Origin of the sequence: Actinomycetospora aurantiaca (assembly GCF_037401875.1) — a bacterium.
Classification (GTDB): domain Bacteria; phylum Actinomycetota; class Actinomycetes; order Mycobacteriales; family Pseudonocardiaceae; genus Actinomycetospora; species Actinomycetospora aurantiaca.
In genome coordinates this window covers 210,083-236,658 of sequence record NZ_JBBEGN010000007.1, presented here as the reverse complement: position 1 = coordinate 236,658, position 26,576 = coordinate 210,083, and the positions used below count along the sequence as shown (strand labels likewise).

Genomic DNA, 26,576 nt, shown 5'->3' with positions numbered 1-26,576 from the left:
TGCTGCAGGTCAGCGAGCCGGGTCACTCACGTGGCGGTACGACGCATCGTCACCGTGTCCGTCTCCGGGCGGACACTCCCCTGCTCAGCCGAACGTCTCCACGACGGCGTCCGCGACGGCCTTCATCGTGGTGCGCCGGTCCATCGCGGTGCGCTGGATCCACCGGAACGCGTCCGGCTCGGTCATCTTCTTCTTGGACATCAGCAGGCCCTTGGCGCGCTCGACGGCCTTGCGGGTCTCGAGGCGCTCGGTCAGCTCGGCGACCTCGTTCTCGAGGGCGCTGACCTCGGCGAACCGGCTCGCGGCGACCTCGATGGCCGGGACGACGTCGGTCCTGGTGAACGGCTTGACCAGGTAGGCCATCGCGCCGGCGTCGCGGGCGGACTCGACGAGCTCGCGCTGGCTGAAGGCGGTCAACATGACGACGGGAGCGATGCGCTCCTGCGCGATGGTGCTCGCGGCCTCCAGGCCGTCGGTGCCGGGCATCTTGATGTCCATCATGACGAGCCCGGGGCGCAGCGACCGCGCCATCTCGACCGCCTGCGCGCCGTCGCCGGCCTCGCCGACGACGTCGTACCCCTCCTCGCGGAGCATCTCCACGAGATCCATCCGGATGAGCGCCTCGTCCTCGGCGACCAGGACCCGCAGGGCCTCGCGCGGCGTCTCCTGCGGCTCGGGCACCGTGTCCACCTCGGCGACGATGTCCGCGGCCTGCTGGCTCATGGTGGTCCTCCTGTGCGCGTCGCTGCCGCCGGCCGGCGCCCGCTGTCTCCCCCGAGGGGCGGGCCGGTCACCGAGTCCCGGCTGGCGGGCTCGATTCAGTGCAGCCTATCCACGCGACCTGCGGCGCCGTCGACGACGAGCGCCACCATGAGGGCGCCATCACACGCCCGTGGCCGGTCAGTACTTGGGGCCGACGAACTCGTCGAGGCGCCCGACCGCAGGTCGACGCGCGACCGAGACGAGGTCTTTCCGGGGCCGTCGGTGCGCGATGTCCAACCGGTCCAGGGCGGCCTCGCACATCGCGAGGATGTGCTCGGACTTGTTCGAGAACATGTAGCGCGGGTATTCGTAGCGCTTCGTGCCCTGGGACGTCTTCTTCGTGGCCCAGTTGATGATCCGGCACCCGTCGGAATGGAACAGGCCACGGAGGAATCGGTCCGGGTGCTCGTCCACGATGGCCTGCTGCCACGGTTCGAGCGCGATCTCGCGACGGTGCTTCAGGCCGTGCCCGTGCTGCGGGAAGAGGCAGAGCCAGTGCCGTGAGCGGCTCTGGAGCGCGTGGCACCCCGTCCGCTGCGACCGATGCACCGACCGGTCGGGGAGGACGGCCGCCATCGCCGCGGCGAACTCGGCGGACACCCCGGGCCAGTCGTCGGCACAGTAGAGCCAGAGGACGGTGGATCTGTGCTCGCCGGTGGTGATGTGCCCGTCCCCCAGGTAGCCACCCAGGAGATAGGCGTACTCCCACTCGTTCAGCGGAAGGCTGTGGCACCGGGGGCACGAGGGCGGCTCCCGGCGACGCAACTCCCGTCGCCCTCCACGGCACCAGTACTGCACCGTGCTCTTCGGTACGTCGAGCCGGCGACCGATCTCCGTCGCGTGCAGGCCGGCGGAATGGAGTTCGAGTGCGGCCGAAATCTGCGATTCGCTGTACATGGCCGGAGTTTGCCTTCGAGGTCCGACAATCTCGCCACGCGTGCGACCCTCCTCGGGGGCACTGGTCGTGATGGCGGTAGACTGCCGTCGTCGGGTGACCGGCGAACGGAGTAGGCCCCTGTATTCCAACGGCAGAGAAGATGGATTCAAAATCCATGCAGTGTGGGTTCGAATCCCACCAGGGGCACTCGTAGAACGATTCTCACCGCGCTGCGAGCCGGTGTCCGGCGTCGTGGACGAGGTCGGCGAGGAGTTCCCCGACGTGGTGGTCGCGTGCCCGCGAGAGCACCCGACGCCCCTCGCGGCGTTGGGTGATCAGGCCCACCAGGCGGAGTTTCGCGAGGTGTTGGGACACGGCCGGACGGGCCACCCCGAGGCGTTCGGCGAGCGAGGACACGTCCAGTTCCTCCCCGCAGAGCAGCCACAACAGACGGAGCCGGGTGGGATCGGCGAGCATGCGCAGCCCCTCGACGACCTCGTCGACGCGTTCGTCGGCCGGGAGCTGTTGCCACCTCCTGGCGGCTGCATCGTTGTCCTGTGCGCACACGAGCACGTATGTTGGCACGGGTACCTGCCCGGCACCACCGTGGAGGTCGATCGATCATGACGAGCCCGACGCCGATCCGACGTCCCGTCGGCCACGCGCACGACGCCGACCATCCCGCTCCCCGGTCGGCGCGCCCGCCCGTGCGTGGGTGCGGGCACGCCGAGACCGGGTCGTCGCGGGCCGGGACGGTCGTGGCGGAGGTCCGCGCGCTGCACGGTGCCCTCGCCGCGCGCGACGACCTCTCCCCCGGTCCGGAGACGAACGGCCTGTTCGGGCGGCTCGTGTCGCTCGCGATCGAGCCGGCGGCCGCCCGGGAGGCCGATGCCGTCCTGGCCGACCCCGCCGTCGAGACCCTCCTGCCCGAGCTGCGCCGACTCTGCGCCGACGGCGAGTACGCCCTCGAGCGTCACTGGGCCCGGCGGATCGTCGAGGCCGCCGACCCGCAGGCCGAGCTCGGGCGCTTCCCGTACCACCGCAACTACGTCGACCTCACCCGCCTCGAGCACCACGCGGTCGCCGGCCTCGTGCCCGACGGCCCCCGGCGCGTGCTGTTCGTCGGCTCCGGCCCGCTCCCGCTCACCTCGATGTTGCTGGCGGAGCGGTACGGCTGCGAGGTCGACAATCTCGACCGCGAGCCGGAGGCGGCCGCCCTGGGCGACGCGCTGGCGGCGAGCCTCGGGCGCACGGGCCTCCGGTTCCACACCGGCGAGGCCGAGGACGTGGACGGCCTCGAGCGCTACGACCTGGTCTACCTCGCGGCCCTCGCTGGCCTGGAGCCGACGTCGAAGCAGCGGCTGCTCGCCCACCTCGGCCGATGTCTCGCGCCCGGCACGCTCGTGCTCGCCCGCAGCGCCCACTCGCTGCGCGGCCTGCTCTACCCGGTGCTCGACCCGCACGACCTCCCCGGCCTCGAGACCCTGTCCGTCGTCCACCCGTTCACCGACGTGGTGAACTCCGTGGTCGTCGCCCGCGTCGCGAGCTGACCGCTACGGCTCCACGGCGAGGTCCGCGACGACGGGCCGGTGGTCCGAGACCGACGTCCCCGGCGACTCCGCGGACACGACGCCGAGCCCCCGCACCAGCACGTGGTCGATCGCGCCCGCACCCGTCGTCGGGAAGGTCCCGGCCGACGTGAGCGTGCGCAGCGGCCCGACGTCCTCGACGTTGAGGTCCCCCAGCACCACGGTCGGTCGCTGCTCGACCGCTCCCGCCAACGTCTCCAGCTGCGGTCCGACCACCCCGTTCAGGCCGAGGTGGGCGTTGAGCACCACGAGGGGCCCGAGGTCGACGCGCTGGTACCCGCGCTGCTCGTCGCGGCGGTCGGGGGCGAACAACGACACCGACGACCCGACGACCGGGCGTCGGGTCAGGACCGCCAGCCCGTAGGTCACCGGGCCGCGGTCGGAGCACGGCCGTCGCAGTGCCGCGTTCACCGGCGCCGCGTCCTCGGCCGGGGTCGGCACGACGGGTCCCGGCAGCGCGACGTAGTCCAGCCCGTGGTCGCGGCGCAGCAACTCGGCCAGCGTGGTCGCCTCGGCGGCGCAGATCTCCTGCAGGCCCACGACGTCGGGTCGGGACGCGGCGATCACCGGGGCCCAGTCCGCCGGGCCGTACCGGGCCGTGAGGACGTTCCACGTCATCACGCGCAGCCCGCCGGCGGGCGGGGGCGCCGCCGGAGCGCACCCCGTGAGGAGGAGGACTACCAGCAGGGCCGCCCGGGCAACCACCGTCCACGGCGCCGGAGGGGGACGACGATGGCCGAGGAAGCGATCGCGGACGTCGACCAGCTCGAGGAGGGTGAGCCGTTCCGGGTCGAGCTCGCCGGCACGCCGATCTGCGTGGTGCTGCTCGGACCCGACGAGGCCTGCGCGGTGCAGGACACGTGCACCCACCAGGGCCAGTCGCTCGCGGAGGGGCACGTCACCGAGGACGACGAGATCGTCTGCCCCGCCCACGCGTCGACGTTCGACCTGCACACCGGCGAGGCCCGGGGCATCCCGGCGGTCGAGCCGGTGGCGACGTTCCCGTGCACGGTCCACGACGGGGCGGTGTGGGTCGACGCGGGGTGATCAGGTCCGGGTGAGGCGGCGCCGGTTGCCCCGGACGGCCCGCTGCACCGGGGCCAGGACGTCGCCGACGAAGCGGGCGGTGTCCGTCGGCGGGCGGCTCAGGGCGACCCAGCCCGCCTGCCCGAACGCCGACGCCTTCTCCGTGACCATCCGGGTCAGCTCCCGGCGGTCACGGGCACTCGGCGGCCATCCGCCGGCGACGAGCCGGGCGGTGCGCACCCCGATGACGACGGGCGCGGACACCGTGATCTCGACGAGCTGCACCCACGGGCGCACCCATCCCCTGCTCGCTGTGGCCATGGACCCGACCCTACGGACGGCGCCTTCCGTCCGGTGGGCATCGCCCTGGTGGACGGAACGCCGCTCGCCTACGGTGACCGCGCCCACCCTGTCGGCGTGCTGTATTGGAGTCGGGAAAGGACGTCGATGTCCGATCAGCGCCAGGTGCGCCGCGTGCTCGGCGCGAGCCTCGTCGGGACCACCATCGAGTGGTACGACTTCTTCATCTACGCCTCGGCCTCCGGGCTGGTGTTCGGGCAGCTGTTCTTCTCCCCGCTCGGCCCGACGGCGGGGCTGCTCGCCTCCTTCGCGACCATCGGCGTCAGCTTCGTGGTGCGCCCGATCGGCGGGGTCCTCGCCGGGCACCTGGGCGACCGGGTGGGCCGGCGCGGCGTCCTGGTGGCGACGCTGCTGTTGATGGGGCTCTCGACGGTCGGGGTCGGGCTGCTGCCCACCTACGCCTCGGTCGGGGCCGCCGCGCCGATCCTGCTCGTCGTGCTGCGACTCCTGCAGGGCGTCTCCGCGGGCGGCGAGTGGGGCGGCGCGGCGCTGATGTCGGTGGAGCACGCGCCGCACGGGAAGCGGGGCTACTACGGGTCCTTCCCGCAGCTGGGCGTGCCGATCGGCCTGCTGATCGCGAACGCGGTGTTCTTCACCGTCTCCGGGCTCACCACCCGCGAGCAGTTCCTCGACTGGGGCTGGCGGATCCCGTTCCTGCTCTCGATCGTCCTGATCGGGGTCGGGTTCGTGATCCGCTACCGCGTGGACGAGAGCCCGGTCTTCGAGGAGCTGCGGCAGCGCCGGGCCCGGCGGTCCGCGCCGCTCGGCGTCGTCCTGCGGCAGCACCCCCGCGAGCTGCTGATCGGCATCGGGCTCTTCGTCGCGAACAACATGGCGGGCTACCTGCTGATCGCGTTCATCACCTCGTACGGCACCCGGTCGCTCGGGAAGTCGACGGCGACGATGCTGCTGGTGGGCATCGCGGGCGCGATCTCGTGGGGGTTCGCGACGCTCTACGCCGCACGCTGGTCGGACCGGGTCGGGCGCAAGCGGGTGTACCTCGTGGGCACCCTGGCGCTGCTCGCCTGGGCGTTCCCGCTGTTCCTGCTGCTGGACACCGCGAACGTCGGGCTCATGGTGCTCGCCGTCGTGGTCTTCGGGATCCCGCTCGGCCTGACCTACGGCCAGCAGTCCGCCGCGTACGCCGAGATGTTCCCGGCCGCCGTGCGCTACAGCGGCGCCTCGCTCGCCTACGCGCTCGGTGCCGTGCTCGGCGGCGCGTTCGCGCCGCTGCTGTCGGCCTACCTCGTGGAGGTCACCGGGACGTCGCTGGCCGTCTCGGCGTACATGGCCGTGCTCGCGCTCGTGACCCTGGGCGCGGTGCTGGCGATGCGCGAGCGTCCCGCGGCCGAGCGGGACGCCTTCGTCGACGGCGTTCCCGACGACCGGTCGGTGCCGGCGGGGGCGTGAGAGGTCAGGTCCCGGCGGGCTCGTCGAGCGCCGCGACGATGCGGGCCTCGGCGTCGGCGAGGTAGGCGTCCAGCTCGCCCGCGGCCTCGTCCGGCCGCCCCTGCCCGACCAGGTCCGCGACGGTGCCGTTGCGCTCCAGGTACGGCGCGTGGAAGTCCTCGCGGACGCCGACCCGGTGGAAGATCAGCCGCATCTCGGCGAGCAGGAGGGCCATCTGCGCGTCCAGCCGCTCGCTGCCGGCGAGGCCGACGACGGCGCGGTGGAAGTGCTGGTTCGCGTCCGCGACGCCGGCCCAGTCCTGCTGCGCCGCCGCCGCACGCCCCTCCTCGACCGCCGCCGCGAGGCCCTTGACCGCCCCGGGGTCCTGCGCCTGCACCCCGTGCCGGACGGCGGCCGGTTCGACGAGGCGGCGGACGCGGTAGACGTCGCGGACGTCGGCGAGACCGGGCGTCCGGACGAACACCCCGCGGTGCTGCTCGCGGGCCAGGATGCGTTCGGCGATCAGCTGGCTGAACGCCTCGCGCAGGGTGTTCCGGCTGACGGCGAGGGCCTCGCAGAAGGCGACCTCCGGGAGCCGGACGCCGGGCAGCAGGAGCCCCTCCACGACCTGCTCGCGCACCGCGTCGGCCACCCGCTCGGCGGTCGAGCTCGTCTGCACCACGCGCGCCTGCGCGAGCGCGTCCAGGGCGGAGCGGGCCGGGTCGGTCACGATCACCAGCGTACGACTCGCCGGATCGTTCAACGATGAGCCGCCAGTTCGTCGCGCGGCGAAGGGTGCAGCGGGCAGGGTCGGTCGCATGCGACGAGACCGGCCCCGCTCGCCGAGTGCGTGCCGCACACGGTCGGAGGACGCCGACCCGCCCGGTCCACGCTGTGCGTGCCGCACACGACCCGGCCGGGCCCGAGTCCACGCCCATGATCAGCGGTTCGGGAGCGACACGCGCAAGCCCTGCTGCGACTCGCCCACGAAGTACTGATCATGGTCCGCCCGGCCGGCCGCCACCGACCTCGAGGAGTTCCGATGAGCACCCCGTTCGCCGCCCTGCACGTCCCCTGCGACCCCTTCGTCCTGCCGAACGCCTGGGACGTCGGGTCCGCGCGGGCCCTGCTCGCGGCGGGATTCCGGGCGATCGGCACGACCAGCCTCGGCGTCGCGGCCTCCCGGGGGATCGAGGACGCCACCCGTGCCTCGCGCGCGGCCTCGCTCGCCGTCACGCGTGAGCTGCGCGAGGCCCTGCCGGAGGTCCTGCTGACCGCCGACCTGGAGGACGGGTTCCACGACGACCCGGCCGCGGTCGCCGACCTCGTCGCATCGCTGGACGTCGACGGCGTCAACCTCGAGGACGCGACCGCGGGCGAGCTCGTCGACCCGGCGCGGCACGGGGCCCGCATCCGCGCGGTAATGGACCGCTCCCCCGACGTCTTCGTCAACGCCCGCACCGACGTGTTCTGGCTGCACACCGGCACCCTCGACGACGCGATCGCCCGGGTGCGGCGGTACGTCGACGCCGGGGCCGACGGCGTCTTCGTCCCGGGTGCGCTCGACGCCGCCACCGTCGAGGCGATCGCGGAGGCCGTGGACGCGCCGCTCAACGTCCTCGCCTCACCGACCCTGGACCGGCGCCGGCTCGCCGACCTCGGCGTGGCCCGGATCAGCACCGGGTCCCTGCTCTACCGCGCGGCCGTGCACCGGCTGGTCGATGCCGCGGAGGCCGTGCGCGACGGTCGCGCGCCCGGCGCGGCGGTGTCCTACGACGAGGTGCAGGCCTGGTCTCAGACCTCCTCGAGCTCGTAGGCGTCGTCGCCCACCCACACCCGGAGACCCTCGGCGTCATCGGTGATGGCGCCGTCCTCCTCCTCGGAGAGCTCCCGCGACGCCCCGAGGGCCCGCTTCGAGTAGCGGATCCGTCCGTCGCCGAGGTCCTCCGGGCGGTACTCGCGGGCCAGGACCGACGTCCGCGTCGACGTCGCGAGGTAGGCCGCGTTCTCCGCACCCACCTCGGCGATCCACTCGTTCATGACGGCGATCACACCGCTCGGCGCGGCTCCCGCCAAGATCCGCCGTTCAGGTGCGAATCCTGCACAGCCCCGCCCGGATCGCGGCCGCCACCGGGTACGGCGCGTCCAGGTCGACCGGCCCGGTGGGCTCCAGCGGCGGCTGGGCCATGAGCCGCGGCCGGGTGCCGTGGTGCGGCTGCGCGGCGTGGACCAGGAACGGGTGGCAGAGGAACACGTCGCCCGCCTCGCCGTGCGCGGTCACCACGGGCCGGTCGGCGGACGCCGGCACCACGTCCTGGCATACCGCCATCCACTCCCGGCCCTCGTTCCCGGCCTGGGCGAGGAACGGGGGCACGTCGAGGTGCGAGCCGACCCGGATGCGGGTCGGCGCGTCGTCGGGCCCGACGTCGGCGAACAGGAACAGCATGAGCAGCGCCCGGCCGTCGCTGCGCAGGTTCACCCGCGGCCCGCCGTCCGGCCCGGCGAAGCTGCCCTCGAGGTGCCACCCGTCGTCGCCGGGCTCCTCCGACGACGGAAACCGCACCGGGATCGTGCCCAGCCCGGTCCGCGGGACCCAGCGACCGGAGCCGACGAGCTGGTCGAACGCCTCGTGCAGCACCGGTGCCCGCGCAGCCGTGGCGAACGGCGGCGTGCCGAAGCCGTGCAGCCGGCGTACCGGGACCGACCACGTCGACGGATCGTCCGGCGACTCCGGCAGCGCCGCCCAGATCTCCTCCGCGCAGGCGTCCGCGACGGACCGCGGGAACGCCCCGCGGACCGCCACGAACCCGTCGTCGCGAAAGGCCTGCACGTCGGCATCGGTGAGCATCACCGACGATCGTCGCGCGCCCGTCGAGCTACTTCTTCTCGGCGGCCGCCACGTGCTCGATCACCGTGAGCACGCTGTCCGGGTTCAGCGACATCGAGTCGATGCCCTGCTCGACGAGGAACTCCGCGAGCTCCGGGTGGTCGCTCGGGCCCTGTCCGCAGATGCCCACGTAGCGGCCGTGCGCGTGGGCGGTCTCGATGAGCATCGAGATCATCTTCTTGACGGCGGGGCTGCGCTCGTCGAACAGGTGGGTGAGGCGGTCGTCGTCGCGGCCGATGCCCAGGGTCAGCTGCGTGAGGTCGTTCGAGCCGATCGAGAAGCCGTCGAACCGCTCCGCGAACTCGTCGGCCTGCAGCACGTTCGACGGGATCTCCGCCATCACGTACACCTGCAGGTCGTCCCGGCCCCGCTCGAGGCCGTTCGACGCCATCACCTCGAGGACCCGGTCGGCCTCCTCGGGGGTGCGGCAGAACGGCACCATGACGACGACGTTGGTGAAGCCCATCTCGACCCGCACGCGGCGCAGCGCCCGGCACTCGAGCGCGAAGGCCGGCGCGTAGTCCTCGCTGTAGTACCGCGAGGCCCCGCGCCACCCGAGCATCGGGTTCTCCTCGTCGGGCTCGAAGGTCGTCCCGCCCACCAGCCCGGCGTACTCGTTGGTCTTGAAGTCCGACAGCCGCACGACGACGGGCTCCGGGTACTGCGACGCGGCGATCACCCCGATCCCGCGGGCCATCTGCTCGACGAAGTACTCCTCGTTCGAGTCGTAGCCGGCGGTCAGCTCCTCGATCCGTGCCCGGTCGTCGTCGGACACCTGCTCGGGGTGCAGCAACGCCAGCGGGTGGGCCTGGATGACGTTGTTGACCAGGTACTCGACGCGGGCCAGGCCGATCCCGTGCGCCGGCAGCCGCCACCACTGCATCGCGGCGGCCGGGTTCCCGATGTTCATCATCACGCGGGTCCGCGTCTCCGGGACGTCGTCCAACGACAGGTCCTCGACGGTGTAGGACAGCAGCCCGTCGTACACCAGGCCCTCGTCGCCCTCGACGCAGGAGATCGTGACCTCCCGCCCGTCCGACAGCGTCGCGGTCGCGTCCTGGGTCCCGACGACCGCGGGCACGCCCAGCTCGCGCGACACGATCGCGGCGTGCGAGGTGCGCCCGCCGCGGTCGGTGACGATCGCCGCGGCCTTGCGCATGATGGGCACCCAGTCCGGGTCGGTCATCTCCGTGACGAGCACGCGCCCCTCGACGAACGCGTCGATGTCGTCCGCGGACGCGATGCGCTGCACCTCGCCCGACGCGACCGCCTGCCCGATCGCGAGCCCGCGGACGACGACGGTCCCGGACTCGTCGAGGCGGTAGGTCTGCAGCGTCCCGGCGCCGGCGTTGGACTGGACCGTCTCCGGCCGGGCCTGCACCACGAACAGCTCGCCGGTCCGCCCGTCGCGGGCCCACTCGACGTCCATCGGCCGCTCGTAGTGCGCCTCGATCGTCGCGCCCCACCGCGCGAGCGCGAGGATGTCGTCGTCGCTCAGCACGAACCGCGACCGTTGCTCGACGGGCGTATCCACGTTCTCCGTCGTCCCGCCGGCCTGCTGCGGGGCGGCGTCCGCGCCCGCGTACTGCAGGGTCTTCTCCTTCGCCCCCACCGTCTTCTCGAGGATCGGGACGAGCTCGGGGTTCTCCAGGAACGGCTTGTACACCGTGTACTGGTCCGGGGTGACCTCGCCGCCCACGACGTTCTCCCCCAGCCCCCAGGCGGCGTTGACCACGATCGTGTCCGGGAAGCCGGTGTCCGAGTCGATGGTGAACATGACGCCCGCGCTGCCCAGGTCGGAGCGGACCATCTTCTGCACGCCCACCGAGAGGGCCAGGTCGAGGTGGTCGAAGCCCTGCTCGATGCGGTAGGCGATCGCCCGGTCGGTGAACACCGAGGCGAAGCAGTCCTGGCAGGCCCGGAGCAGGGCGTCCGCCCCGGTGATGTTGAGGTAGGTGTCCTGCTGCCCGGCGAAGCTCGCGTCCGGGAGGTCCTCGGCGGTCGCGCTGGAGCGGACGGCCACGTCGACGTCGTCGGTGTCGTAGCGGCGGGACAGCTCGGCGTAGGCCTCGCGGATCGCGGTGGCGGTGTCGTCGGGGAACTCGGCCGCGGCGAACGCCTCGCGGATCGCGGACCCGACATCGGCGAGCTTCTCGCCCTCGGGGTCCAGGCCGTCGAGGAGCTCGCGGATCCGGTCGTCGAGGCCGTTGGCGGCGAGGAACGCGCGGTAGGCGTCCGCGGTCGTCGCGAACCCGCCCGGCACCCGGACCCCGGCCGACTCGAGGTGCTGGATCATCTCGCCGAGCGAGGAGTTCTTCCCGCCGACCGCCTCGACGTCGCCCGACGAGAGCGTCTCCAGCCAGCGCACGTGGTCCATCCCGGCCCTCCGTCCCGGTCCGCGCGACGACGCACGGACGTCACATCGAGGTGAGATTCCCTCCGCCCGACGCCCGGGAAACGGTGGCCCTGCGACACCCGGCCGAACGGAGGGGGCGCAGCGGAGCAGCCGGTCGAGACGTGGGCTCTGTGCTGCGGGTCACACGCCGACCTGTCACGCCGGAGGCCGGCCGTCGGTCTCCTCCCCGAACGCACCACCGCGGATCGAGGAGGCTCGTCATGAGCATGCTGCAGGCCGTCCCAGCGAGGGAACGGACGCCCGGGGACCGGACCCACGTCGTCGTCCTGGGCGGCGGGTACGCGGGCCAGCTCGCCGCACAGGCCCTCGCCGTGCGCACGGACGCGCGGATCACGCTGGTCAACGACGGCGACCGGTTCACCCAGCGGATCCGCCTGCACGAGCTGGCCGCGGGTGGGGCGCCGGCGGCGCCGCGACTCACCGACCTGCTCGCCGGGACGGGCGTGACCTTCACCGACGACCGCGCCGAGGCCCTCGACCCGTCCCGACGCCGGGTCCTCCTGCGCGACGGCGGCGCACTCGGCTACGACCAGCTCGTCCTCGCTCTCGGCAGCCGCGCCGACCCGACGGCCCTGCCCGGCCCGGTCCACGACGTCTCCACCGCCTCCGGTGCCGAGAGGCTCCGCGCCCGGCTGGCGGGGCGTCGCCGGACGGTGGCCGTGGTCGGGGGCGGGCTCACCGGGCTCGAGCTGGTCACCGAGCTCGCGGAGGCCGGGCACGCGACGACGCTCGTCACCGCCGAGGAGCTCGGCGCCGACCTCTCCCCCCGCGGCGCCCGCCACGTCCGCGCGGTCTGCGAGCGGCTCGGGGTGACCGTGCTCGACGGACGTCGCGCCGCAGCTGCCCACGACGGCGGGCTCACGCTCGCCGACGGGACCGAGGTGGCCGCCGAGGTCGTCGTCGGGACGGTCGGCTTCGCCGTGCCGGACCTCGCCCGCCGGGCGGGCCTCGCCGTCGACGACCACGGCCGGGTCCGCGTGGACCCCACCCTCCGGTCGACCTCGCACCCGGACGTCCTCGCGGTCGGCGACGCGTCCGCGGCGACCCGGCCGGACGGGCAGCCGCTGCGGATGGCGTGCGCGACCGGCCTCCCCCAGGCCCAGCAGGTCGCGCGCACCGTGGCGTCCGTGCTCGCCGGGACGACGCCCGCGCCACTGCGCTTCCGGTACGCGTTGCGCTGCGTCAGCCTGGGGCGCCGGGACGGCCTGGTGCAGTTCGTGCACGCCGACGACTCGCCCCGCGACGTCGTGGTGACCGGCCGGCTCGCGGCCGCGGTGAAGGAGGCCATCGTCGTGAACGCCCTGCGGGTGCAGCGCCACCCCCGGATCCCGACCAGCGCATGACCACGGGCACCGACGCCTTCGAGGCCGAGCGCGGCCGCCTGACCGGTCTCGCGTACCGGATGCTGGGTGAGCTGCACGAGGCGCAGGACGTGGTGCAGGACGCGTGGCTGCGGTGGTCCGGCGCGCAGGACGAGGTCCGGGATCCGGCAGCCTGGCTGACCAGGGTCGTGGTCAACCTGTGCCGCACCCGGCTCACGTCCCTGCGCGCCCGGCGGACGGACTACGTCGGGCCGTGGCTGCCAGAACCGGTGACGGCGGGACCGTCCGGCGTGGACCTCGGCCCGAGCGAGACCCTCGAGCAGCGCGAGACGCTCTCGCTCGGCGTGCTGCGGCTGATGGAGTCGCTCTCCGGCACCGAGCGTGCGGTCTTCGTCCTGCACGAGGCGTTCGGACACCCGCACGCCGAGGTGGCCACGCTGCTCGACCTGCCGGAGGCGACGGTGCGGCAGCACCTGCACCGGGCGCGGGAGCGGGTGCGGGGTCGCCGCCGCTACGAGGCCGACCCGGAGCAGGCCGCCCACCTGCTGGCCCGCTTCCTCGCCGCGGCCGCCGGGAACGACGTCCCGGCCCTGGAGCGGATGCTGGCCGACGACGCCGTCGCGGTCTCCGACGGCGGGGGGATCGTGAGTGCCGCCCGGCGCCCGGTCGAGGGCCGCGAACGCGTGGCGCGGTTCGTCGCGGGTCTGGCGCGCCAGGCGGCGGCCGCCACGACTGAGATCGGCCGGGCCAACGCCGCGCCGGCGGTGTTCGTGCGCGTCGGCGGGGTGTTGACGGTCGTCATGCAGGCGGACTTCGACGCCGAGACCGGCGAGCTGATCACCCTGTGCGCCCAGTTGAACCCCGCGAAGCTCGTCGCGGCCGGGGAGGATGGCCGCGATGGACACCTCGCGCGAGGCGGTGGCACGCCGCTACGGGGAGCACCTGACCGATCGTGACCTGCTCGCCCTGACCGGCGACCGACCCGACCAGGTCCCGGCCCTGCGGCGACGGCCCGAGCTCGTCCTCGACCTGCTCGACCGTCCCGCGGTGGCCGATGCCGTGCTCTCCGCGACGCGGGACCCGGACGAGCGCTTCCGGTACGTCTCGCCGTTCCTGCTCTTCGCCGCGGCGGTGCACCGCGCGGCCGGCGCACTCGTGGGCCGCGCGTCCGTGCTCGACCGCACCGCGCCGCGCAGCCGCATCCCGGTCCTCGACGGTCCCGTGCTCGCCGCCTTCGCCACGGAGCCCGTCCACCGGCTGTTCCTGGCCGAGCTGCTGAGCTCCTACGCGCGCCTGTCCTCGGGCGTCGTCTGGCGGCGCGACGAGCGCGGGTGGCACCGCCGTCGCTGGGACGACCTGGACCTGACCCGCCTCGCCGAGCTGCTCACCGACCTGCCCGAGTCCGAGCGTCCCGGGGTCTGGCGGCGCATCGGCGACGGGGCGCTGTTCCTGGCCGCGGTGTTCCCGGAGTACGCGGAGCGCACCTACGGCTCGACCGGGACGCTGCACCTGCGGCGGGCCACGCGCATGCGCCTGCCCGGGGAGGGCCCGGTCACCGATCTCCTGGAGGACCTCGCCGGCCGTGCCTACCGGCAGGCCGCGGACGCGATCCCGCCCGGTGTCGTCGAGAGCCCGCACTCCGCGCGCCGGGTCCTGACGGTCGTCGCCGACCGGTACCTGCACCGCGACGCGGTCGTCGGCCCCGGCTGATCGTTCACCGTCCCGCCACCCGGACCGGGCAGGCTCCGCTCCGTGCGCCGCCTGCTGCTCGTCGCCGTCCTCGTCCTCGCCGGCTGCGGCGCACCCGCCCCGACCGCGCCGCCACCACCGGCCGTCGGGAACGCGTGTTCACCGAGCACGACGATCGAGTCGTTCTCCGACGTGCTCGAGGGGCAGGTGGCGAACCTGTCCGCCCTGGCGGCCCGGCCGGACGGGACCGTGTACGCGCTCTCCGACCGCTCCGTGCTGTACACGCTCGACGCCGGCGCCACCCGCCCGCTCGCCACGGTCCCGCTCGCCGACCCCACCGGGAAGCCCGTGGACTCCGAGTCCCTGGTGGTCGACCCGGACGGGACGCTGACGATCGGCGACGAGACCGGACCCCAGGTCCTGCGCTACGCGCCGGACGGGCAGTTGCTCGGGGCGCTGGGCATTCCGGCGAACGTCGCGGGCCGCACCCAGGACAACGCGTCGTTCGAGGGCCTCGCCCGCCAGCCCGACGGGACGCTGATCGCCGCCCTGGAGAAGCCGCTCGTCGGGGAGACCGACAGCCGCCTCGTCACCGTGCCGGACGGCCCGCAGATCCGGGTGCCGCTCGCGCCCGGCCTCGGCATCGCCGAGCTCGTCGCCCTCGGCGACGGCCGCCTGCTCGCGCTCGAGCGCGGGTACGACCCGGCCACCGGCAACACCGTGGCGCTGGTGCTGCTCGACCCGCGGACGGACCCGGCCGGCACCACGCTCGTCGCCGACCTCGGCGCCTGCCCCACGCTCGGCGCGACGTCGCAGCAGCCGCAGCGCAACCCGCTGCTCGACAACGTCGAGGGCATGACGATCACCGGGCGCGCCCCGGACGGCGCGCTGGAGCTGCTGCTGGTGAGCGACGACAACGACGACCCGGAGCAGGTGACCCGGCTCTACCGGCTGCAGGTCCGTCTCTGAACGCACCCCGCCTCTCGTCGCGCGGGCCCCGCCGTTGATCGTCGACGCTCTCAGGTTCGGGGGTCGTCACCGACCGCGTCCCTAGCGTCGCGGCCCGTGCACCTCGCGACACGACGGACGGTCTGGACGGCGGTGGCGGCCCTCGTGGTCCTCGGGCCGGTGGCGCTCTACGCGTGGCGGGCCGAGGGCCGGCCGCTCTCGACGGTCCTGGTGGTGGCCGGGCTGCTCGGGCTGGTGACGATGGCGCTGACGATCGTCGCGCCGGCCCGGCTGCGGTCCCTGACCCGCACGTTCGGCATCGACCGCATCATCCGCGCCCACCGCCTGCTCGGCGTCGTCGCGATCGTCGCGGTGCTCGTGCACCTCGCCACCGTGGTGGTCCGCTCGCCGCGGCTGCTCAACCCGTTCGCGGCGTCGACCGCGGTGCAGTGGGGCTGGCTGGCGACGGTCTGCATGGTGGGCGTCGGCCTGGTGGCCTGGCGGGGCCGTCGCTCCGGGCGGCGCTACGAGGTCTGGGCCCGGATGCACGTCCTGCTCGCCGCGGCCGCGATCGTCCTGGCGGCGATGCACGTGTTCTTCCTCGGCGACCTGCTCTCCGACCCCGTCCTGCGCGTGGTGCTCTCCGCGCTGGCGCTGGGCTTCCTCGCGCTGATGTTCCTGCGCTGGGTCTGGCGCCCGCTGTTCTCCCGGCACGGCGCCTACGTCGTCTACGGCGTGCGCCCGGAGGGCCCGTCGACCGCCACGCTGGTGCTCGCCCCGGTCCACCTGCAGCGCGGGATGCGCTTTCACGCCGGCCAGTTCGTGTGGCTGCGCCTGCGCCGCTCCGTGCTCGGCACCGAGGAGCACCCGTTCACGATCGCGTCGTCGGCCGAGGTCACCGGCCGCCTCGAGCTGACGATCCGGGGCAGCGGGGACTTCTCGACGACGCTGGCGTCGCTGCCGCCCGGGTCCAAGGTGTGGCTGGACGGCCCGCACGGCTCGTTCACCGCCGCGCCGGAGGCGGCCGGGCTGGTGCTGGTCGCGGGCGGCGTCGGGATCACGCCGATGATGTCGATGCTGCGCACCCTGGCCGACCAGGCCGATCCCCGACCGGTGCACATGATCGTCGCGCAGCGCCCGGACGAGCCCCTCTTCGAGCCCGAGCTGGCCTCCCTCGCCCGCCGCCTGGACCTGCACGTCACCCGCACCGCGGGCCGCCGTGTCGACGCCGCCCTGCTCGACGACGCCGTTCCCGGCCGCGGTCGCCGGCACCTGGACTGGTTCGTGTGCGGTTCGCCGTCGCTGCTCGCCGGCTCGCTCGCCGCGATCGAGCAGCTCGGCGTCCCGGCCGAGGCGGTGCACTCCGAGCAGTTCGGCTGGTCGGGTCCGATCCCGGTGCAGGGCTCCCGTCGGCCCGTGCAGTCGCGCTGACGGCGGGGCCCCGTCACGCCCCCCGGACGCAGGTCACCACGAGCCGGACGGCCCCCTCCCGGGGGATCTCGGTCCGCGCTTCCCCTCCCCCGCTCCCCGGTAGACCGAGGAACCCCGGGGCCCACCGGAAGATGCGGACCGTCCGACCGGCGACGTCAGCGGGCAGTCCCCGCATCGTCATCCGGGACAGTCCCGGGTCGATCCGCGGGGTGTCGAGGAGCCGCACGAACGGATCGTCCACGGTCTCGATGACGACGGTGACCCAGTCGACATCATTGTTCCGGACGTCGATCCGCAGGGTGTTCTCGATCCGCTCGTCCCCGAACGTCACGGAGCCGACGGCCTCGATGACGCACCGCGGCGGCGGCGGATCGAACGCGACGTCGAGGACACCCACCCGGATCGACACGTCGTCCCCCCTCGGCCCGGGCCCTGCCGGACGGCCCCGGGGACGATGGTGAGCCCTCGACGCTGCGTGCCGTGCAGTAGTCCGGTACTGCATCACCCGCGGTCCACGCCTCGGGACCGGGAGCGACGGAAGCCCCGGTCGCGAGGACCGGTCCAGCCTCAGAACTCCACGACCGACTTGGTGATCTGCCCCTGCGCGACGACGACGCCGTCGTGCTCGCGGCGGGCGGTGACGCCGACGAAGGCCAGCGACCGGGTGCGGCGCGCGAGCTCGGCGTCGACGCGGACGCGCTGCCCGGCGGTCGCCGCGCGCAGGTACTGCGTGGAGATCTGGTGGGTGACGGCGTGCTCGGCCGTGGTGAGGGTGGGCAGCACCGCGAGGTAGCCCGCGAGCTCGAGCGCAGCGGCCAGGGCGGCCGCGTGCAGGGTCGCGGCCGGCGTCATGGCGACGCCGGCGACCTCGAGGGCCACGCCCGCCAGCGGGTCGGTGGGGTCGACGAACTCGACCCGCAGGGCGTCGGGGAGGGCCACCGCGAGGGCGGCCTCCGCGCGGGCGAGCAGGGCGTCCCCGGCGAGCAGTGCGGCCATGCGGCCCAGCGTGCCCCGGCCCGACGTCGGGAACGTGACGGCGGACCCACGGCCGGGCGACGTTCACCTGACGGCCACCTGCCGCGGCGATCATCGCGCGCGTGACCACCGACGACGAGCTCGCTCCCCTCAGCGACATCCCGATCGACCAGCTCTCCGTGGCCACCGACGGCGCCGAGGACGACGACCCCGCGCTGCTCGGGCCGGACGGCCGCCCGGTGGACACCTGGCGGGAGGGCTACCCCTACGACGAGCGGCTGCCGCGACAGGAGTACGAGCAGCAGAAGCGGCTGCTGCAGATCGAACTGCTCAAGCTCCAGGCGTGGGTCAAGGGCACCGGCCAGAAGGTGGTCCTGCTCTTCGAGGGACGGGACGCGGCCGGCAAGGGCGGCACGATCAAGCGCTTCACCGAGCACCTCAACCCCCGCGGCACCCGCGTGGTCGCGCTGGAGAAGCCGACCGACCGCGAGCGCACGCAGTGGTACTTCCAGCGCTACCTCACCCACCTGCCCGCGGCCGGCGAGATCGTCCTGTTCGACCGCAGCTGGTACAACCGCGCCGGCGTCGAGCGGGTCATGGGCTACGCCGAGGCCCGGGAGTACATGGAGTTCATGCGCGAGGCGCCCGAGCTCGAGCGGATGCTCGTGCGCAGCGGCATCCACCTGGTGAAGTTCTGGTTCTCGGTGTCGCAGTCCGAGCAGCGGACCCGCTTCCTCATCCGCCAGGTCGACCCGGTGCGCCGGTGGAAGCTCTCCCCCAACGACCTCGCCTCGATCCACCGCTGGACGGACTACACCGCGGCGAAGGAGGCGATGTTCTTCTACACCGACACCGCGGACGCCCCGTGGACCGTCGTGAAGTCCAACGACAAGAAGCGCGCCCGCCTCGAGGCGATGCGCCACGTGCTCGCCCGGTTCGACTACCCGGAGAAGGACCCCGAGGTCGCGTACCCGGCCGACCCGGCCGTGGTCGGGCCCGCCTCCGAGCTCTTCGAGCACGGCGAGCAGGCCGGCGCCCGGCAGGCCCCGCCGCTGCGCTGAACCGGCCGGGCCGGGGCACGGGCCACCGTGCCCCGCCCCGCGTAGATCACAGGCCCTTGTGCAGCTTGGGCTTCGTGTAGGCCGTGACCGCCTTCGCCAGGGCCTCGTCGGCCCGCTCCCGCCGCGCCCGCGCCTCGGTGTGGAGCACGCCGTAGGTGAAGCTCGGCTCCCCCGCGCGGTGGGCGAGGTCGGCGAGGTCGACCAGCCAGTGCGCGGCGGACTCGGCGCGGCGGCGCTCGTCCAGGGCGCCCGCCAGCGCCTCCGCGGCGTCCGCGAGGCGCCGGGCCTGCTTGCCGAGCACCGGACGGACCGCGCGGGCGGTCGTCGCCACCGTGGTCGCCGCCGAGATGACGGGACCCAGCTGCGGTCCCCCGGCCAGGTCGGCGTCCCGGGCCTGCGCCACGGCCGCGTCGGCGGCCTCCCGGGCGGCCGCGTCGGCGTCGGCCAGGGCCTTGGCCAGGACCTTCTCGGTGTTCTTCGGCTTGGTGCCGGCGATCGGCGCGGTGAGGACGAGCCGGTCGGCGTGCTCCATCAGGCTCGCCCACTCCGGCTGCGCCAGCATCGCGGTCACGGCGTCGCGCCGCTCCTCGCTGCGACCGGTGACGACGAGCCGCAGCCGCTCGCGGACGGGGCCGAGGCGCAGCGTGGGGTCGAGGTCCTCGACGAGCTCGGAGAGCACGTCGACCGTGCCCTCCAGGCCGTGCGCCTCGTCGACGATCGCACGCGCCCAGGCCAGCTCGGCGCGCAGCGCGGTCACGTCCGGCCCCTCGATCAGGGAGGCGAACCCGGCGGTGACGGCGTCCAGGTCGGCCAGGACCTCCGCGAGGCCCTCCACGTCGATGCCGGCGGCGACGACGGACTCGTCGGAGTCGTCGTCGGAGTCGTCATCTTCGTTGGGGACCTCGTCGGGCATGGCCGGGACGGTCACCGAGGTGCCGCCGTCGGCGTCGTCGGACGGCGCGTCCCCGGAATCGCCGGAATTGCCGGTGTCGCCGGTGACCTCGTCGTCCGCGAGGCTCGGAACCGGTTCGTCGGTGTCGAGCTCCACGGCGGCGTGGAGGGCGGCGACGCGCTCGCGCAGCGCGGCGAGGACGAGGGTCGAGGCGGTCAGATGCTTGCCGGGGTCACTCTTGGCCACGTGCGGGCAGGTACCCCGTCGCACCGTCCGGTGCACCGGCGTCGCCGGACCGATCCGCGCTCGTCACCGGCCGTCCACCCCGCAGCAGGACCGTCCTGCCGACGATGACGCCCGCGGGCGGAACGACCGCGATCAGGGCGGCCGCGAGACCGGCGGCGCCCACCCCGGCCGCGAGGGCCCCCGAGCACACCACCGCCACCGTGAGCAGGAGTGGCAGCAGGCCGGACGACGACGGACGCTCGGAGGGCATGACCGCAGTCTGGGCGCCGCGTGCGGGGTGCTCCTAGACGCGATCGCGGAAGTCAGCCTTCGACTGGGGCAGAGGCTGCCGCCTGGCGCAGGTGATCGGCGAGCGCCTCCGTCCCCGCGGCCGGGTGGGCGCCACGCCGCAGGGCCAACGTCCGGTGCGCCCACGGTTCGGCCAGGTCGGACACGACCAGCCCGAGGGCCGGGTCCACCACGTGCCGCGGCACGATCGCGAGCCCGACCCCCGCCGCCGCGAGCGCGACGACCGCCGTGAGGCCGACCGCGCGGGCCCGGTAGCGCACCTGCGGCGCCCGCTCGGAGAGGTTCGCCTCCAGGGTCAGCTGCAGCGGCGACTCCTCGGGCAGGCCGACCATCGGGTGCTCGGCGACGTCCGCGAACGCGACGAGCCCGCCGTCGAGACCCGAGCCGGGCGCGCCGACGACGACCAGCGAGTCGTCACCGAGCGAGTCCTCCGGGTCGACCGGCCCGCCCGCGATCACCACGCCGAGGTCGGCCTCGCCCGCGGCCAGCCCCCGTACCTGGTCGGCGCTGCGCCGCTCCGCGGTGACCACGTCCAGGTCGGGCCGGGCGGTGAGGAACGAGACCAGGGCCCGCGGGACGAGCCGCTGCATCGCCGAGCTCCCTGCGAGGAGGGTCAGCCGCCCGGCGGCCGGCCTGCTGTAGGTCGCGACGGCGCCGTCCAGGCGCCGCATCCCGGCGACGACCTCCCGGGCGTGCCGCCCGAACGCCACCCCGGCCGGGGTCGGCCGCACCCCGCGGCGGCCGCGCACCAGCAGGTCCAACCCCACCCGCGACTCCAGCCCCCGGACGCGGGCGCTCGCCGACGGGAGACTCAGCGGGACGCGCGCGGCTCCGGCCGTGATGGACCCCTCGTCGAGCACGGCGACGAACAGGGTGAGGTCGAGCAGGTCGTACACCGGCCACAGCCTACGGCGGCGCCGAACCCTCAGAGCAGGCCCGCGACGACGGCGAGCAGGGTCGCGGCCGTGCGCACGCGGTGGGCGCGCACCCAGGGCCCGACGAACCGCTCCCAGGGGCCGCCCGCGTCGAGCCGGCCGTTGAGGGGCACGTTGACCGTCATCGTCACGACGAGGCCCGCGACCTGCAGCGCCGCCGCCGTGACCGTCCAGGGGGTCGGCCCCGCCACCGCAGCGGTGACCGCGAGCACCGGCACCCCGAGGAGCAGCGCCAGGAACGCCGGTCGCACGATCGCGACGTTGATCGCCCGCATCGTCGCGGCCGGGTCCGGGGCGGGCCCGGGCCCCCCGACCGGGACCCGGGTGCGCCGCAGCGCGGGCATCACGGCGAGGTCGAAGGCGAGGTACACGCCGGCGAGCACCCCACCGGCCACGGGAGCGACCACCCCGAGCAGGCTCATCGCGCACCCGCCGTCGGGAACGCGTCGGCGAGGGCGGCGGAGAACGACCGGGGCGCGCGGCCGAGGGCGCGGGCCACCCCGTCGGTCGGTCGGGCGTTGCGACCGTCGAACAGTTCCGCGAACAACGCCGTGAGTCCCGCCGCGTCGGGCGCGAGGACGGCGGGCCACGTGGTCCGGTCGGCCCAGTCGTGGCGGGGCTCGGAGGTCCGGCCGACGGCACGGACCTGCGTGCCCGCGGCACGGAGGCGGGGGACGATGCGGCGGCCGGTCTTGCCCGTGGCGCCGGTGACGACGATCAGCATGGGCCTATTCGACCCCGGGACGCCTGGACGTTCCATGATTGCGCCGCGCTCGTGCATGCGCGATCGTCTCACGGGTGGACCACGTCACCGGGCTGCTGGACGGACCGCGTGCCCGCGGCGCGTTCCTGCTGCGGTGCCTGCTGGAGCCGCCGTTCGCCGTCCGGATCGAGGACGGCGCGCCGCTGACGCTCGTCGTCGTCACCCGCGGGGGGACGTCGTTGCGCGCCGACGCCGGCACCACCGCGGAGGCCGGTCGTGGCGACGTGATCGTCCTGCGCGGGCCGACGCCGTACACGGTCGTCTCCGACGCGGACGCGCCGCTCCAGGCCGTGATCGGGGCGGGCGAGCGGTGCAGCGTCCCGCCCGGTGCCGTGCGGCCGCCCGGCTCGCTCGGGGTGCGCACGTGGGGACACCACCCGAACGCCTCCACCGCGCTGCTCGTGGGGACCTACCCGGTCGGCGGCGACGTCGGGGCGCGGCTGGTGCGGTCGCTGCCCGCGGTCACCGTCCTGCACCCCGCCGACCTGGACGGCGCGCCGGACGGGCTGGTCACGCTGCTGGACGCCGAGCTCGACCGCGACGCCGCCGGGCAGGACGTCGTCCTCGACCGCGCACTCGACCTGCTCCTCGTGACGGTGCTGCGCGCGTGGTTCGCGGGCCCGGCGGCCCCGTCCGCGGCGCTCGCCCGCCGGGACCCGGCCGTCGGACCGGTGCTGCGGGCGATGGAGACGGAGCCGGCTCGCGGCTGGACCGTCGAGGGCCTCGCCCGCGGCGCGGGGCTCTCCCGGGCGGCCTTCGCGCGCCGCTTCACCGCGCTGGTCGGCGAGCCGCCGATGGCCTGGCTGACCGACCTGCGGCTCTCGCTGGCCGCCGACCTGCTCCGGGGCACGGACCTCACGCTCGCGGTGATCGCCGACCGGGTCGGCTACGGCAGCCCGTTCGCGCTCTCCACCGCGTTCCACCGCGAGCGCGGCGTCCGCCCGGCGGCTCTGCGCGCGGGATGACCACGGCACGCGGGATGATCGGCGCCATGCGAAGCATGCTCGTGACCGGAGGCAGCCGCGGGATCGGCGCCGCCACCGCCCGGCGGGCCGCCGCCGCGGGCTGGGCGGTGTGCCTGACCTACCGCTCCGACCAGAACGCCGCGGCCGCCGTCGTCGCCGCGATCGAGAGCGACGGTGGCCGCGCGGCGGCGATCCGGGCGGACGTCGCGGTCGAGGCCGACGTCGTCGCGGCGGTCGAGGCGACCACCACGTTGGGCCCGCTCGGCGCGGTCGTCGCGAACGCCGGGATCGTCGGGGAACGGACCCGGGTCGACGCGCTGACCGTGGAACGCGTCTCGACGATGCTCGCCACCAACGTCACCGGCGCGATCGTGACCTGCCGCGAGGCCGTCCGGCGGATGTCCACCGCGCACGGTCACGACGGCGGGTCGATCGTCCTGGTGTCCTCGGCCGCGGCCCGGCTCGGCTCGCCCGGCGAGTACGTCGACTACGCCGCGTCGAAGGCCGCCGTCGACACCCTCGGGCTCGGGCTGGCGAAGGAGGTCGCGGGCGAGGGGATCCGGGTCAACGTGGTCCGGCCCGGGATCATCGACACCGGGCTGCACGCCTCCGGCGGCCAGCCCGACCGGGTCGCGCGCCTCGGGCCGGACGTGCCGGTGGGCCGGGCGGGGACCGCCGACGAGATCGCCGCGGCGATCGTGTGGCTGTCCTCCGCGGACGCCTCGTACACCACCGGCAGCACCCTCGACGTCGCCGGTGGACGCTGACCCGACGGGACCCGTGACGGCAAGCGCTTGCGCTCCTAGGGTGGGCGGATGAGCGCCGACGCTGTCGCCCTGAACCGCGCCGCCCTTCCGCAGCTGGACGTCCCGGTCCCGGAGTACGACCGGGACGCGCTCGAGGTCGGGATCGTGCACGTCGGGGTCGGCGGCTTCCACCGGGCGCACCAGGCGATGTACCTCGACCGGCTGTTCACGGCCGGGCAGGACCGGGGCTGGGCGCTGTGCGGGGTCGGGGTGCTCGACGCCGACCGCGCCATGGGCGAGGTCATGGCGCGACAGGACGATCTCTACACGCTCGTGCTCAAGCACGCCGACGGCTCGCGCGAGCCGCGCGTCATCGGGTCGATGGTCGACTACCTGGTCGCCCCGGACGACCCGGACGCGGTCCTGGACCGCATGACCGACCCGGCCACGCGCATCGTGAGCCTGACCGTCACTGAGGGCGGCTACCACGTCAACACCGCGACCGGGGAGTTCGACGGCTCGGAGGAGTCGGTCGCGCACGACATCGCCCGCGAAGCCGGGAGCGTCCCGCGCTCGGCCTTCGGCTTCCTGGTCGAGGCCCTGCGGCGGCGCCGCGCGGACGGGACCGGCCCGTTCACCGTCATGAGCTGCGACAACATCGCCGGCAACGGTGACGTCGCGCACCGGATGATCACCGCGTTCGCGCGGCAGCGCGACGAGCGGACCTCCGACGACCTCGCGGACTGGATCGAGCGCGAGGTGCCGTTCCCGAACTCGATGGTCGACCGGATTACCCCGCGCACCACCGACGACGACCGCCGCGAGCTCGCCGAGCGCTTCGGGGTCGACGACGGCTGGCCCGTGGTGTGCGAGTCGTTCACCCAGTGGGTGCTCGAGGACCGGTTCGCCGCCGGACGTCCGGCGTTCGAGGAGGCCGGCGTCCAGGTCGTGGCCGACGTCGAGCCCTACGAGCTGATGAAGCTGCGGCTGCTCAACGCCTCCCACCAGGCGATCGCCTACCTCGGCTACCTCGCCGGTCACCGCTACGCCCACGAGGTCTGCACCGACGAGGAGTTCGTCCGCTTCGTGCGCGGCTACATGGACGACGAGGCCACGCCCACGCTGCTGCCGGTGCCCGGCGTCGACCTCGAGGACTACAAGGCGACGCTGATCGAGCGGTTCGCGAACCCGGAGATCAAGGACACCCTCGCCCGGCTGGCCGCCGAGTCGAGCGACCGGATCCCGCCGTGGCTGGTGCCGGTGATCCGCCAGAACCTGCGTGACGGCGGGTCGGTCGAGCGGTCCGCCCTGATCGTCGCCGCGTGGGCCCGGTACGCCGAGGCGGTCGACGAGGCCGGGGAGCCGATCGAGGTCGTCGACACCGGCCGGGCGGACGACCGCATCGCCGCGGCGCGCCGCTACCCCGACGAGCCCCTGGCCTTCCTCGAGGACCGCTCGCTGTTCGGCGACCTGATCGACGACGAGCGGTTCACCGAGGCCTACCGGCGCCACCTCGACCGGCTGCACACCGACGGCGCCCGTGCCGCGCTGCGGGCGGTCCTCGCGGAGGCGTGACGCCGCCGGGAATGATGTGCGTGCTATCTTGTTGAACGATTCAGTACCGAGCACGCACCACCCGTGAAGGAGACCCCGTGGCCGTCCCCGACGCCGCCACCGACGCGCCCGTCGCCGACCCGTACGTCACCCGCGCGACCCCGCGCCTCCCCGAGACCGAGGCCGCCCGCGACGCGCTGATCGACAGCGAGACCGCCGAGCTCACGCAGCTGCTGGACCGTATCGACGGTCTGACCTACGAGGCCCGGCGCCGGCTGCGCCGCCTCGAGCACCACCGGCGCGGCGTCGCCGTGCAGTGGACCGACCTGCACGGCTGACCCGCCGTCGGGAACCCGCCCCGAGGATCGCTCAGGCGCCGAGACGCTCCCCCGAGGAGGCGTCGAAGGCGTGCACCGCGTCCGGGTCCACCCGGACCGCGATCGTCTCGCCGTAGCGCACCCGCGTCCGGCCGGGCCCCCGCACCACCAGCGTGGTGTCGGGGTGCTCGGCCATGTGCGCGTAGAGGTAGGACTCGCTGCCGAGCTCCTCGACGACGTCGACCACGGCCTTGACGCCGTCGCCGTTCGAGGTCAACGAGAGGTCCTCCGGGCGCAGGCCGACGGTGACGGTGTCCGCCGACCCGGCCGCGTCCGCGACCTCCCGCGACAGCGGGATGCTGGACCCGCCGAGCGTCACCCCGTCACCCGAGCGGTGCAGGTCCATGAGGTTCATCGCCGGCGACCCGATGAAGCCCGCCACGAAGGCGTTGACCGGGTGGTCGTAGAGCTCCGACGGGGTCGCGTACTGCTGCAGCTTCCCGTCGCGCAGCACCGCGACCCGGTCGCCCATGGTCATGGCCTCGACCTGGTCGTGGGTGACGTAGACCGTGGTGACGTCGAGCCGGTTCTGCAGGCCGGCGATCTGCGCGCGGGTCTGCACGCGCATCTTCGCGTCCAGGTTGGACAGCGGCTCGTCCATGAGGAAGACCTGCGGTTCACGCACGATCGCCCGGCCCATGGCCACGCGCTGGCGCTGGCCGCCCGAGAGCGCCTTGGGCTTACGGTCGAGGTACTCGGTGAGCCCGAGGATCTCGGCCGCGTCGTTCACGCGCTTGGCCTGCTCGCTCTTGTCCATCCCGCGCATCTTGAGCGGGAACGCCATGTTGTCCCGCACCGTCTTCGACGGGTAGAGCGCGTAGCTCTGGAACACCATCGCGATGTCCCGGTCCTTGCTCGCCACGTCGACGACGTCGCGCCCGTTGATCCGCAGGTGCCCCTGGTCGATGGGCTCGAGGCCCGCGAGCATCCGCAGGGCCGTCGACTTCCCCGAGCCCGAGGGCCCGACGAGGACGACCAGTTCGCCGTCGTTCACGGTCAGGCTCAGCTTGTCCACCGCGGGCGTCGCGCCCGGGGTGTAGATGCGCGAGGCCTCGTCGAACACCACTTCGGCCATCAG

General features: G+C 74.2%; 31 protein-coding genes and 1 tRNA gene. 15 read left to right on the top strand and 17 right to left on the bottom strand.

All coding sequences use genetic code 11. The features are described from left to right. Positions 1-84 precede the first annotated feature (84 nt). Together WCD74_RS16570 and WCD74_RS16565 are read right to left on the bottom strand one after the other, a co-directional pair. Positions 85-723 (bottom strand): ANTAR domain-containing response regulator, encoded by a 639-nt coding sequence (locus WCD74_RS16570; RefSeq protein WP_337695962.1) that lies wholly within the window; start codon positions 721-723, stop codon positions 85-87. A gap of 177 nt (positions 724-900) precedes the next feature. Then, positions 901-1,659: a hypothetical protein gene (locus WCD74_RS16565; protein ID WP_337695961.1), complete on the bottom strand. Its 759-nt coding sequence runs from the start codon at positions 1,657-1,659 to the stop codon at positions 901-903. 114 nt (positions 1,660-1,773) lie between these two features. On the opposite strand from WCD74_RS16565, the gene WCD74_RS16560 reads away from it, so the two are divergent. After that, positions 1,774-1,846: transfer RNA gene (locus WCD74_RS16560), tRNA-Leu, on the top strand. 15 nt (positions 1,847-1,861) lie between these two features. Here WCD74_RS16560 and WCD74_RS16555 read toward each other — a convergent pair. After that, positions 1,862-2,206: an ArsR/SmtB family transcription factor gene (locus tag WCD74_RS16555; RefSeq protein ID WP_337695960.1), complete on the bottom strand. Its 345-nt coding sequence runs from the start codon at positions 2,204-2,206 to the stop codon at positions 1,862-1,864. A gap of 56 nt (positions 2,207-2,262) precedes the next feature. Between WCD74_RS16555 and WCD74_RS16550 the strand changes: the two genes are divergently transcribed. After that, positions 2,263-3,189 carry a nicotianamine synthase family protein gene (locus WCD74_RS16550; protein WP_337695959.1) on the top strand — a complete coding sequence of 309 codons (927 nt, stop codon included), beginning with the start codon at positions 2,263-2,265 and terminating at the stop codon, positions 3,187-3,189. Positions 3,190-3,192: 3 nt separating this feature from the next. Here the strand turns inward: WCD74_RS16550 and WCD74_RS16545 are convergent, their stop codons facing one another. Next, the gene (locus WCD74_RS16545) at positions 3,193-3,846 is read right to left on the bottom strand and encodes an endonuclease/exonuclease/phosphatase family protein (RefSeq protein ID WP_337695958.1); all 654 of its coding nucleotides are present in this window, start codon (positions 3,844-3,846) and stop codon (positions 3,193-3,195) included. A gap of 114 nt (positions 3,847-3,960) precedes the next feature. On the opposite strand from WCD74_RS16545, the gene WCD74_RS16540 reads away from it, so the two are divergent. Beyond that, a complete protein-coding gene (locus WCD74_RS16540) occupies positions 3,961-4,275 on the top strand; it encodes a Rieske (2Fe-2S) protein (RefSeq protein ID WP_337695957.1) in 315 nt (104 codons plus the stop codon). On the opposite strand, the gene WCD74_RS16535 is transcribed toward WCD74_RS16540, so the two are convergent. Continuing rightward, positions 4,276-4,575: a hypothetical protein gene (locus WCD74_RS16535; protein WP_337695956.1), complete on the bottom strand. Its 300-nt coding sequence runs from the start codon at positions 4,573-4,575 to the stop codon at positions 4,276-4,278. Between the two features lie 126 nt (positions 4,576-4,701). Here WCD74_RS16535 and WCD74_RS16530 point away from each other — a divergent pair, with 126 nt between their 5' ends. Further along, positions 4,702-6,024 (top strand): MFS transporter, encoded by a 1,323-nt coding sequence (locus tag WCD74_RS16530; RefSeq protein WP_337695955.1) that lies wholly within the window; start codon positions 4,702-4,704, stop codon positions 6,022-6,024. A 4-nt stretch (positions 6,025-6,028) separates the two neighbouring features. Here the strand turns inward: WCD74_RS16530 and WCD74_RS16525 are convergent, their stop codons facing one another. Next, positions 6,029-6,733, bottom strand: a complete 705-nt coding sequence (locus WCD74_RS16525) for a GntR family transcriptional regulator (RefSeq protein ID WP_337695954.1) — start codon at positions 6,731-6,733, stop codon at positions 6,029-6,031. 312 nt (positions 6,734-7,045) lie between these two features. On the opposite strand from WCD74_RS16525, the gene WCD74_RS16520 reads away from it, so the two are divergent. Beyond that, positions 7,046-7,819, top strand: a complete 774-nt coding sequence (locus WCD74_RS16520) for an isocitrate lyase/PEP mutase family protein (protein ID WP_337695953.1) — start codon at positions 7,046-7,048, stop codon at positions 7,817-7,819. On the opposite strand, the gene WCD74_RS16515 is transcribed toward WCD74_RS16520, so the two are convergent. Genes WCD74_RS16515 through ppsA form a run of 3 tightly spaced genes read right to left on the bottom strand, consistent with a single transcriptional unit; the run spans position 7,798 to position 11,267 of the window. Next, a complete protein-coding gene (locus WCD74_RS16515; protein WP_337695952.1) occupies positions 7,798-8,043 on the bottom strand; it encodes a hypothetical protein in 246 nt (81 codons plus the stop codon). The two genes, WCD74_RS16520 and WCD74_RS16515, sit on opposite strands and share 22 nt — an antisense overlap. A 46-nt stretch (positions 8,044-8,089) precedes the next feature. After that, entirely contained in the window at positions 8,090-8,851 is a 762-nt protein-coding gene (locus WCD74_RS16510; RefSeq protein ID WP_337695951.1) for a phytanoyl-CoA dioxygenase family protein, read from the bottom strand. Between the two features lie 28 nt (positions 8,852-8,879). Next, positions 8,880-11,267: a phosphoenolpyruvate synthase gene (ppsA, locus tag WCD74_RS16505; RefSeq protein WP_337695950.1), complete on the bottom strand. Its 2,388-nt coding sequence runs from the start codon at positions 11,265-11,267 to the stop codon at positions 8,880-8,882. 239 nt (positions 11,268-11,506) lie between these two features. Between ppsA and WCD74_RS16500 the strand changes: the two genes are divergently transcribed. From WCD74_RS16500 to WCD74_RS16480, 5 genes are all read left to right on the top strand, one after another. Continuing rightward, complete coding sequence (locus tag WCD74_RS16500) at positions 11,507-12,649, top strand: NAD(P)/FAD-dependent oxidoreductase (protein ID WP_337695949.1); 1,143 nt, start codon at positions 11,507-11,509, stop codon at positions 12,647-12,649. Continuing rightward, on the top strand, positions 12,646-13,584 hold the full coding sequence (locus WCD74_RS16495; protein WP_337695948.1) for a sigma-70 family RNA polymerase sigma factor: 939 nt from the start codon (positions 12,646-12,648) through the stop codon (positions 13,582-13,584). The genes WCD74_RS16500 and WCD74_RS16495 overlap by 4 nt, the downstream gene beginning before the upstream one ends. Continuing rightward, the gene (locus tag WCD74_RS16490; protein ID WP_337695947.1) at positions 13,526-14,338 is read left to right on the top strand and encodes a hypothetical protein; all 813 of its coding nucleotides are present in this window, start codon (positions 13,526-13,528) and stop codon (positions 14,336-14,338) included. The genes WCD74_RS16495 and WCD74_RS16490 overlap by 59 nt, the downstream gene beginning before the upstream one ends. 42 nt (positions 14,339-14,380) lie before the next feature. Next, a complete protein-coding gene (locus tag WCD74_RS16485) occupies positions 14,381-15,286 on the top strand; it encodes an esterase-like activity of phytase family protein (RefSeq protein ID WP_337695946.1) in 906 nt (301 codons plus the stop codon). Positions 15,287-15,382: 96 nt separating this feature from the next. Beyond that, a complete protein-coding gene (locus tag WCD74_RS16480) occupies positions 15,383-16,696 on the top strand; it encodes a ferredoxin reductase family protein (protein ID WP_337695945.1) in 1,314 nt (437 codons plus the stop codon). 13 nt (positions 16,697-16,709) lie between these two features. On the opposite strand, the gene WCD74_RS16475 is transcribed toward WCD74_RS16480, so the two are convergent. Together WCD74_RS16475 and WCD74_RS16470 are read right to left on the bottom strand one after the other, a co-directional pair. Further along, positions 16,710-17,105 carry a hypothetical protein gene (locus WCD74_RS16475; protein WP_337695944.1) on the bottom strand — a complete coding sequence of 132 codons (396 nt, stop codon included), beginning with the start codon at positions 17,103-17,105 and terminating at the stop codon, positions 16,710-16,712. Positions 17,106-17,263: 158 nt separating this feature from the next. Further along, entirely contained in the window at positions 17,264-17,692 is a 429-nt protein-coding gene (locus WCD74_RS16470; protein WP_337695943.1) for a PaaI family thioesterase, read from the bottom strand. 101 nt (positions 17,693-17,793) lie between these two features. Between WCD74_RS16470 and ppk2 the strand changes: the two genes are divergently transcribed. Continuing rightward, positions 17,794-18,732, top strand: coding sequence for a polyphosphate kinase 2 (gene ppk2 / locus WCD74_RS16465; protein ID WP_373696087.1), 939 nt, complete (start codon positions 17,794-17,796; stop codon positions 18,730-18,732). Positions 18,733-18,778: 46 nt separating this feature from the next. Here the strand turns inward: ppk2 and WCD74_RS16460 are convergent, their stop codons facing one another. From WCD74_RS16460 to WCD74_RS16440, 5 genes are read right to left on the bottom strand one after another with little or no spacing between them, the layout of a single operon-like run. Continuing rightward, on the bottom strand, positions 18,779-19,870 hold the full coding sequence (locus tag WCD74_RS16460) for a CHAD domain-containing protein (RefSeq protein ID WP_337695942.1): 1,092 nt from the start codon (positions 19,868-19,870) through the stop codon (positions 18,779-18,781). Continuing rightward, positions 19,857-20,120, bottom strand: coding sequence for a hypothetical protein (locus tag WCD74_RS16455; RefSeq protein ID WP_337695941.1), 264 nt, complete (start codon positions 20,118-20,120; stop codon positions 19,857-19,859). Before WCD74_RS16455 ends, WCD74_RS16460 begins: the two co-directional genes overlap by 14 nt. Positions 20,121-20,172: 52 nt before the next feature. Then, positions 20,173-21,054 carry a LysR family transcriptional regulator gene (locus WCD74_RS16450; RefSeq protein ID WP_337695940.1) on the bottom strand — a complete coding sequence of 294 codons (882 nt, stop codon included), beginning with the start codon at positions 21,052-21,054 and terminating at the stop codon, positions 20,173-20,175. 29 nt (positions 21,055-21,083) lie between these two features. Beyond that, complete coding sequence (locus WCD74_RS16445) at positions 21,084-21,515, bottom strand: anthrone oxygenase family protein (RefSeq protein ID WP_337695939.1); 432 nt, start codon at positions 21,513-21,515, stop codon at positions 21,084-21,086. Continuing rightward, complete coding sequence (locus tag WCD74_RS16440) at positions 21,512-21,817, bottom strand: NAD-dependent epimerase/dehydratase family protein (RefSeq protein ID WP_337695938.1); 306 nt, start codon at positions 21,815-21,817, stop codon at positions 21,512-21,514. Before WCD74_RS16440 ends, WCD74_RS16445 begins: the two co-directional genes overlap by 4 nt. Positions 21,818-21,891: 74 nt before the next feature. On the opposite strand from WCD74_RS16440, the gene WCD74_RS16435 reads away from it, so the two are divergent. From WCD74_RS16435 to WCD74_RS16420, 4 genes are all read left to right on the top strand, one after another. Next, positions 21,892-22,821 carry an AraC family transcriptional regulator gene (locus WCD74_RS16435; protein WP_337695937.1) on the top strand — a complete coding sequence of 310 codons (930 nt, stop codon included), beginning with the start codon at positions 21,892-21,894 and terminating at the stop codon, positions 22,819-22,821. Between the two features lie 26 nt (positions 22,822-22,847). Then, positions 22,848-23,588 carry an SDR family oxidoreductase gene (locus tag WCD74_RS16430; protein ID WP_337695936.1) on the top strand — a complete coding sequence of 247 codons (741 nt, stop codon included), beginning with the start codon at positions 22,848-22,850 and terminating at the stop codon, positions 23,586-23,588. Between the two features lie 48 nt (positions 23,589-23,636). Next, the gene (locus WCD74_RS16425) at positions 23,637-25,142 is read left to right on the top strand and encodes a mannitol dehydrogenase family protein (protein WP_337695935.1); all 1,506 of its coding nucleotides are present in this window, start codon (positions 23,637-23,639) and stop codon (positions 25,140-25,142) included. Between the two features lie 77 nt (positions 25,143-25,219). Next, positions 25,220-25,459, top strand: a complete 240-nt coding sequence (locus WCD74_RS16420) for a hypothetical protein (RefSeq protein ID WP_337695934.1) — start codon at positions 25,220-25,222, stop codon at positions 25,457-25,459. A gap of 31 nt (positions 25,460-25,490) precedes the next feature. Here WCD74_RS16420 and WCD74_RS16415 read toward each other — a convergent pair whose 3' ends face one another. After that, a complete protein-coding gene (locus tag WCD74_RS16415; RefSeq protein WP_337695933.1) occupies positions 25,491-26,573 on the bottom strand; it encodes an ABC transporter ATP-binding protein in 1,083 nt (360 codons plus the stop codon). Positions 26,574-26,576 lie beyond the last annotated feature (3 nt).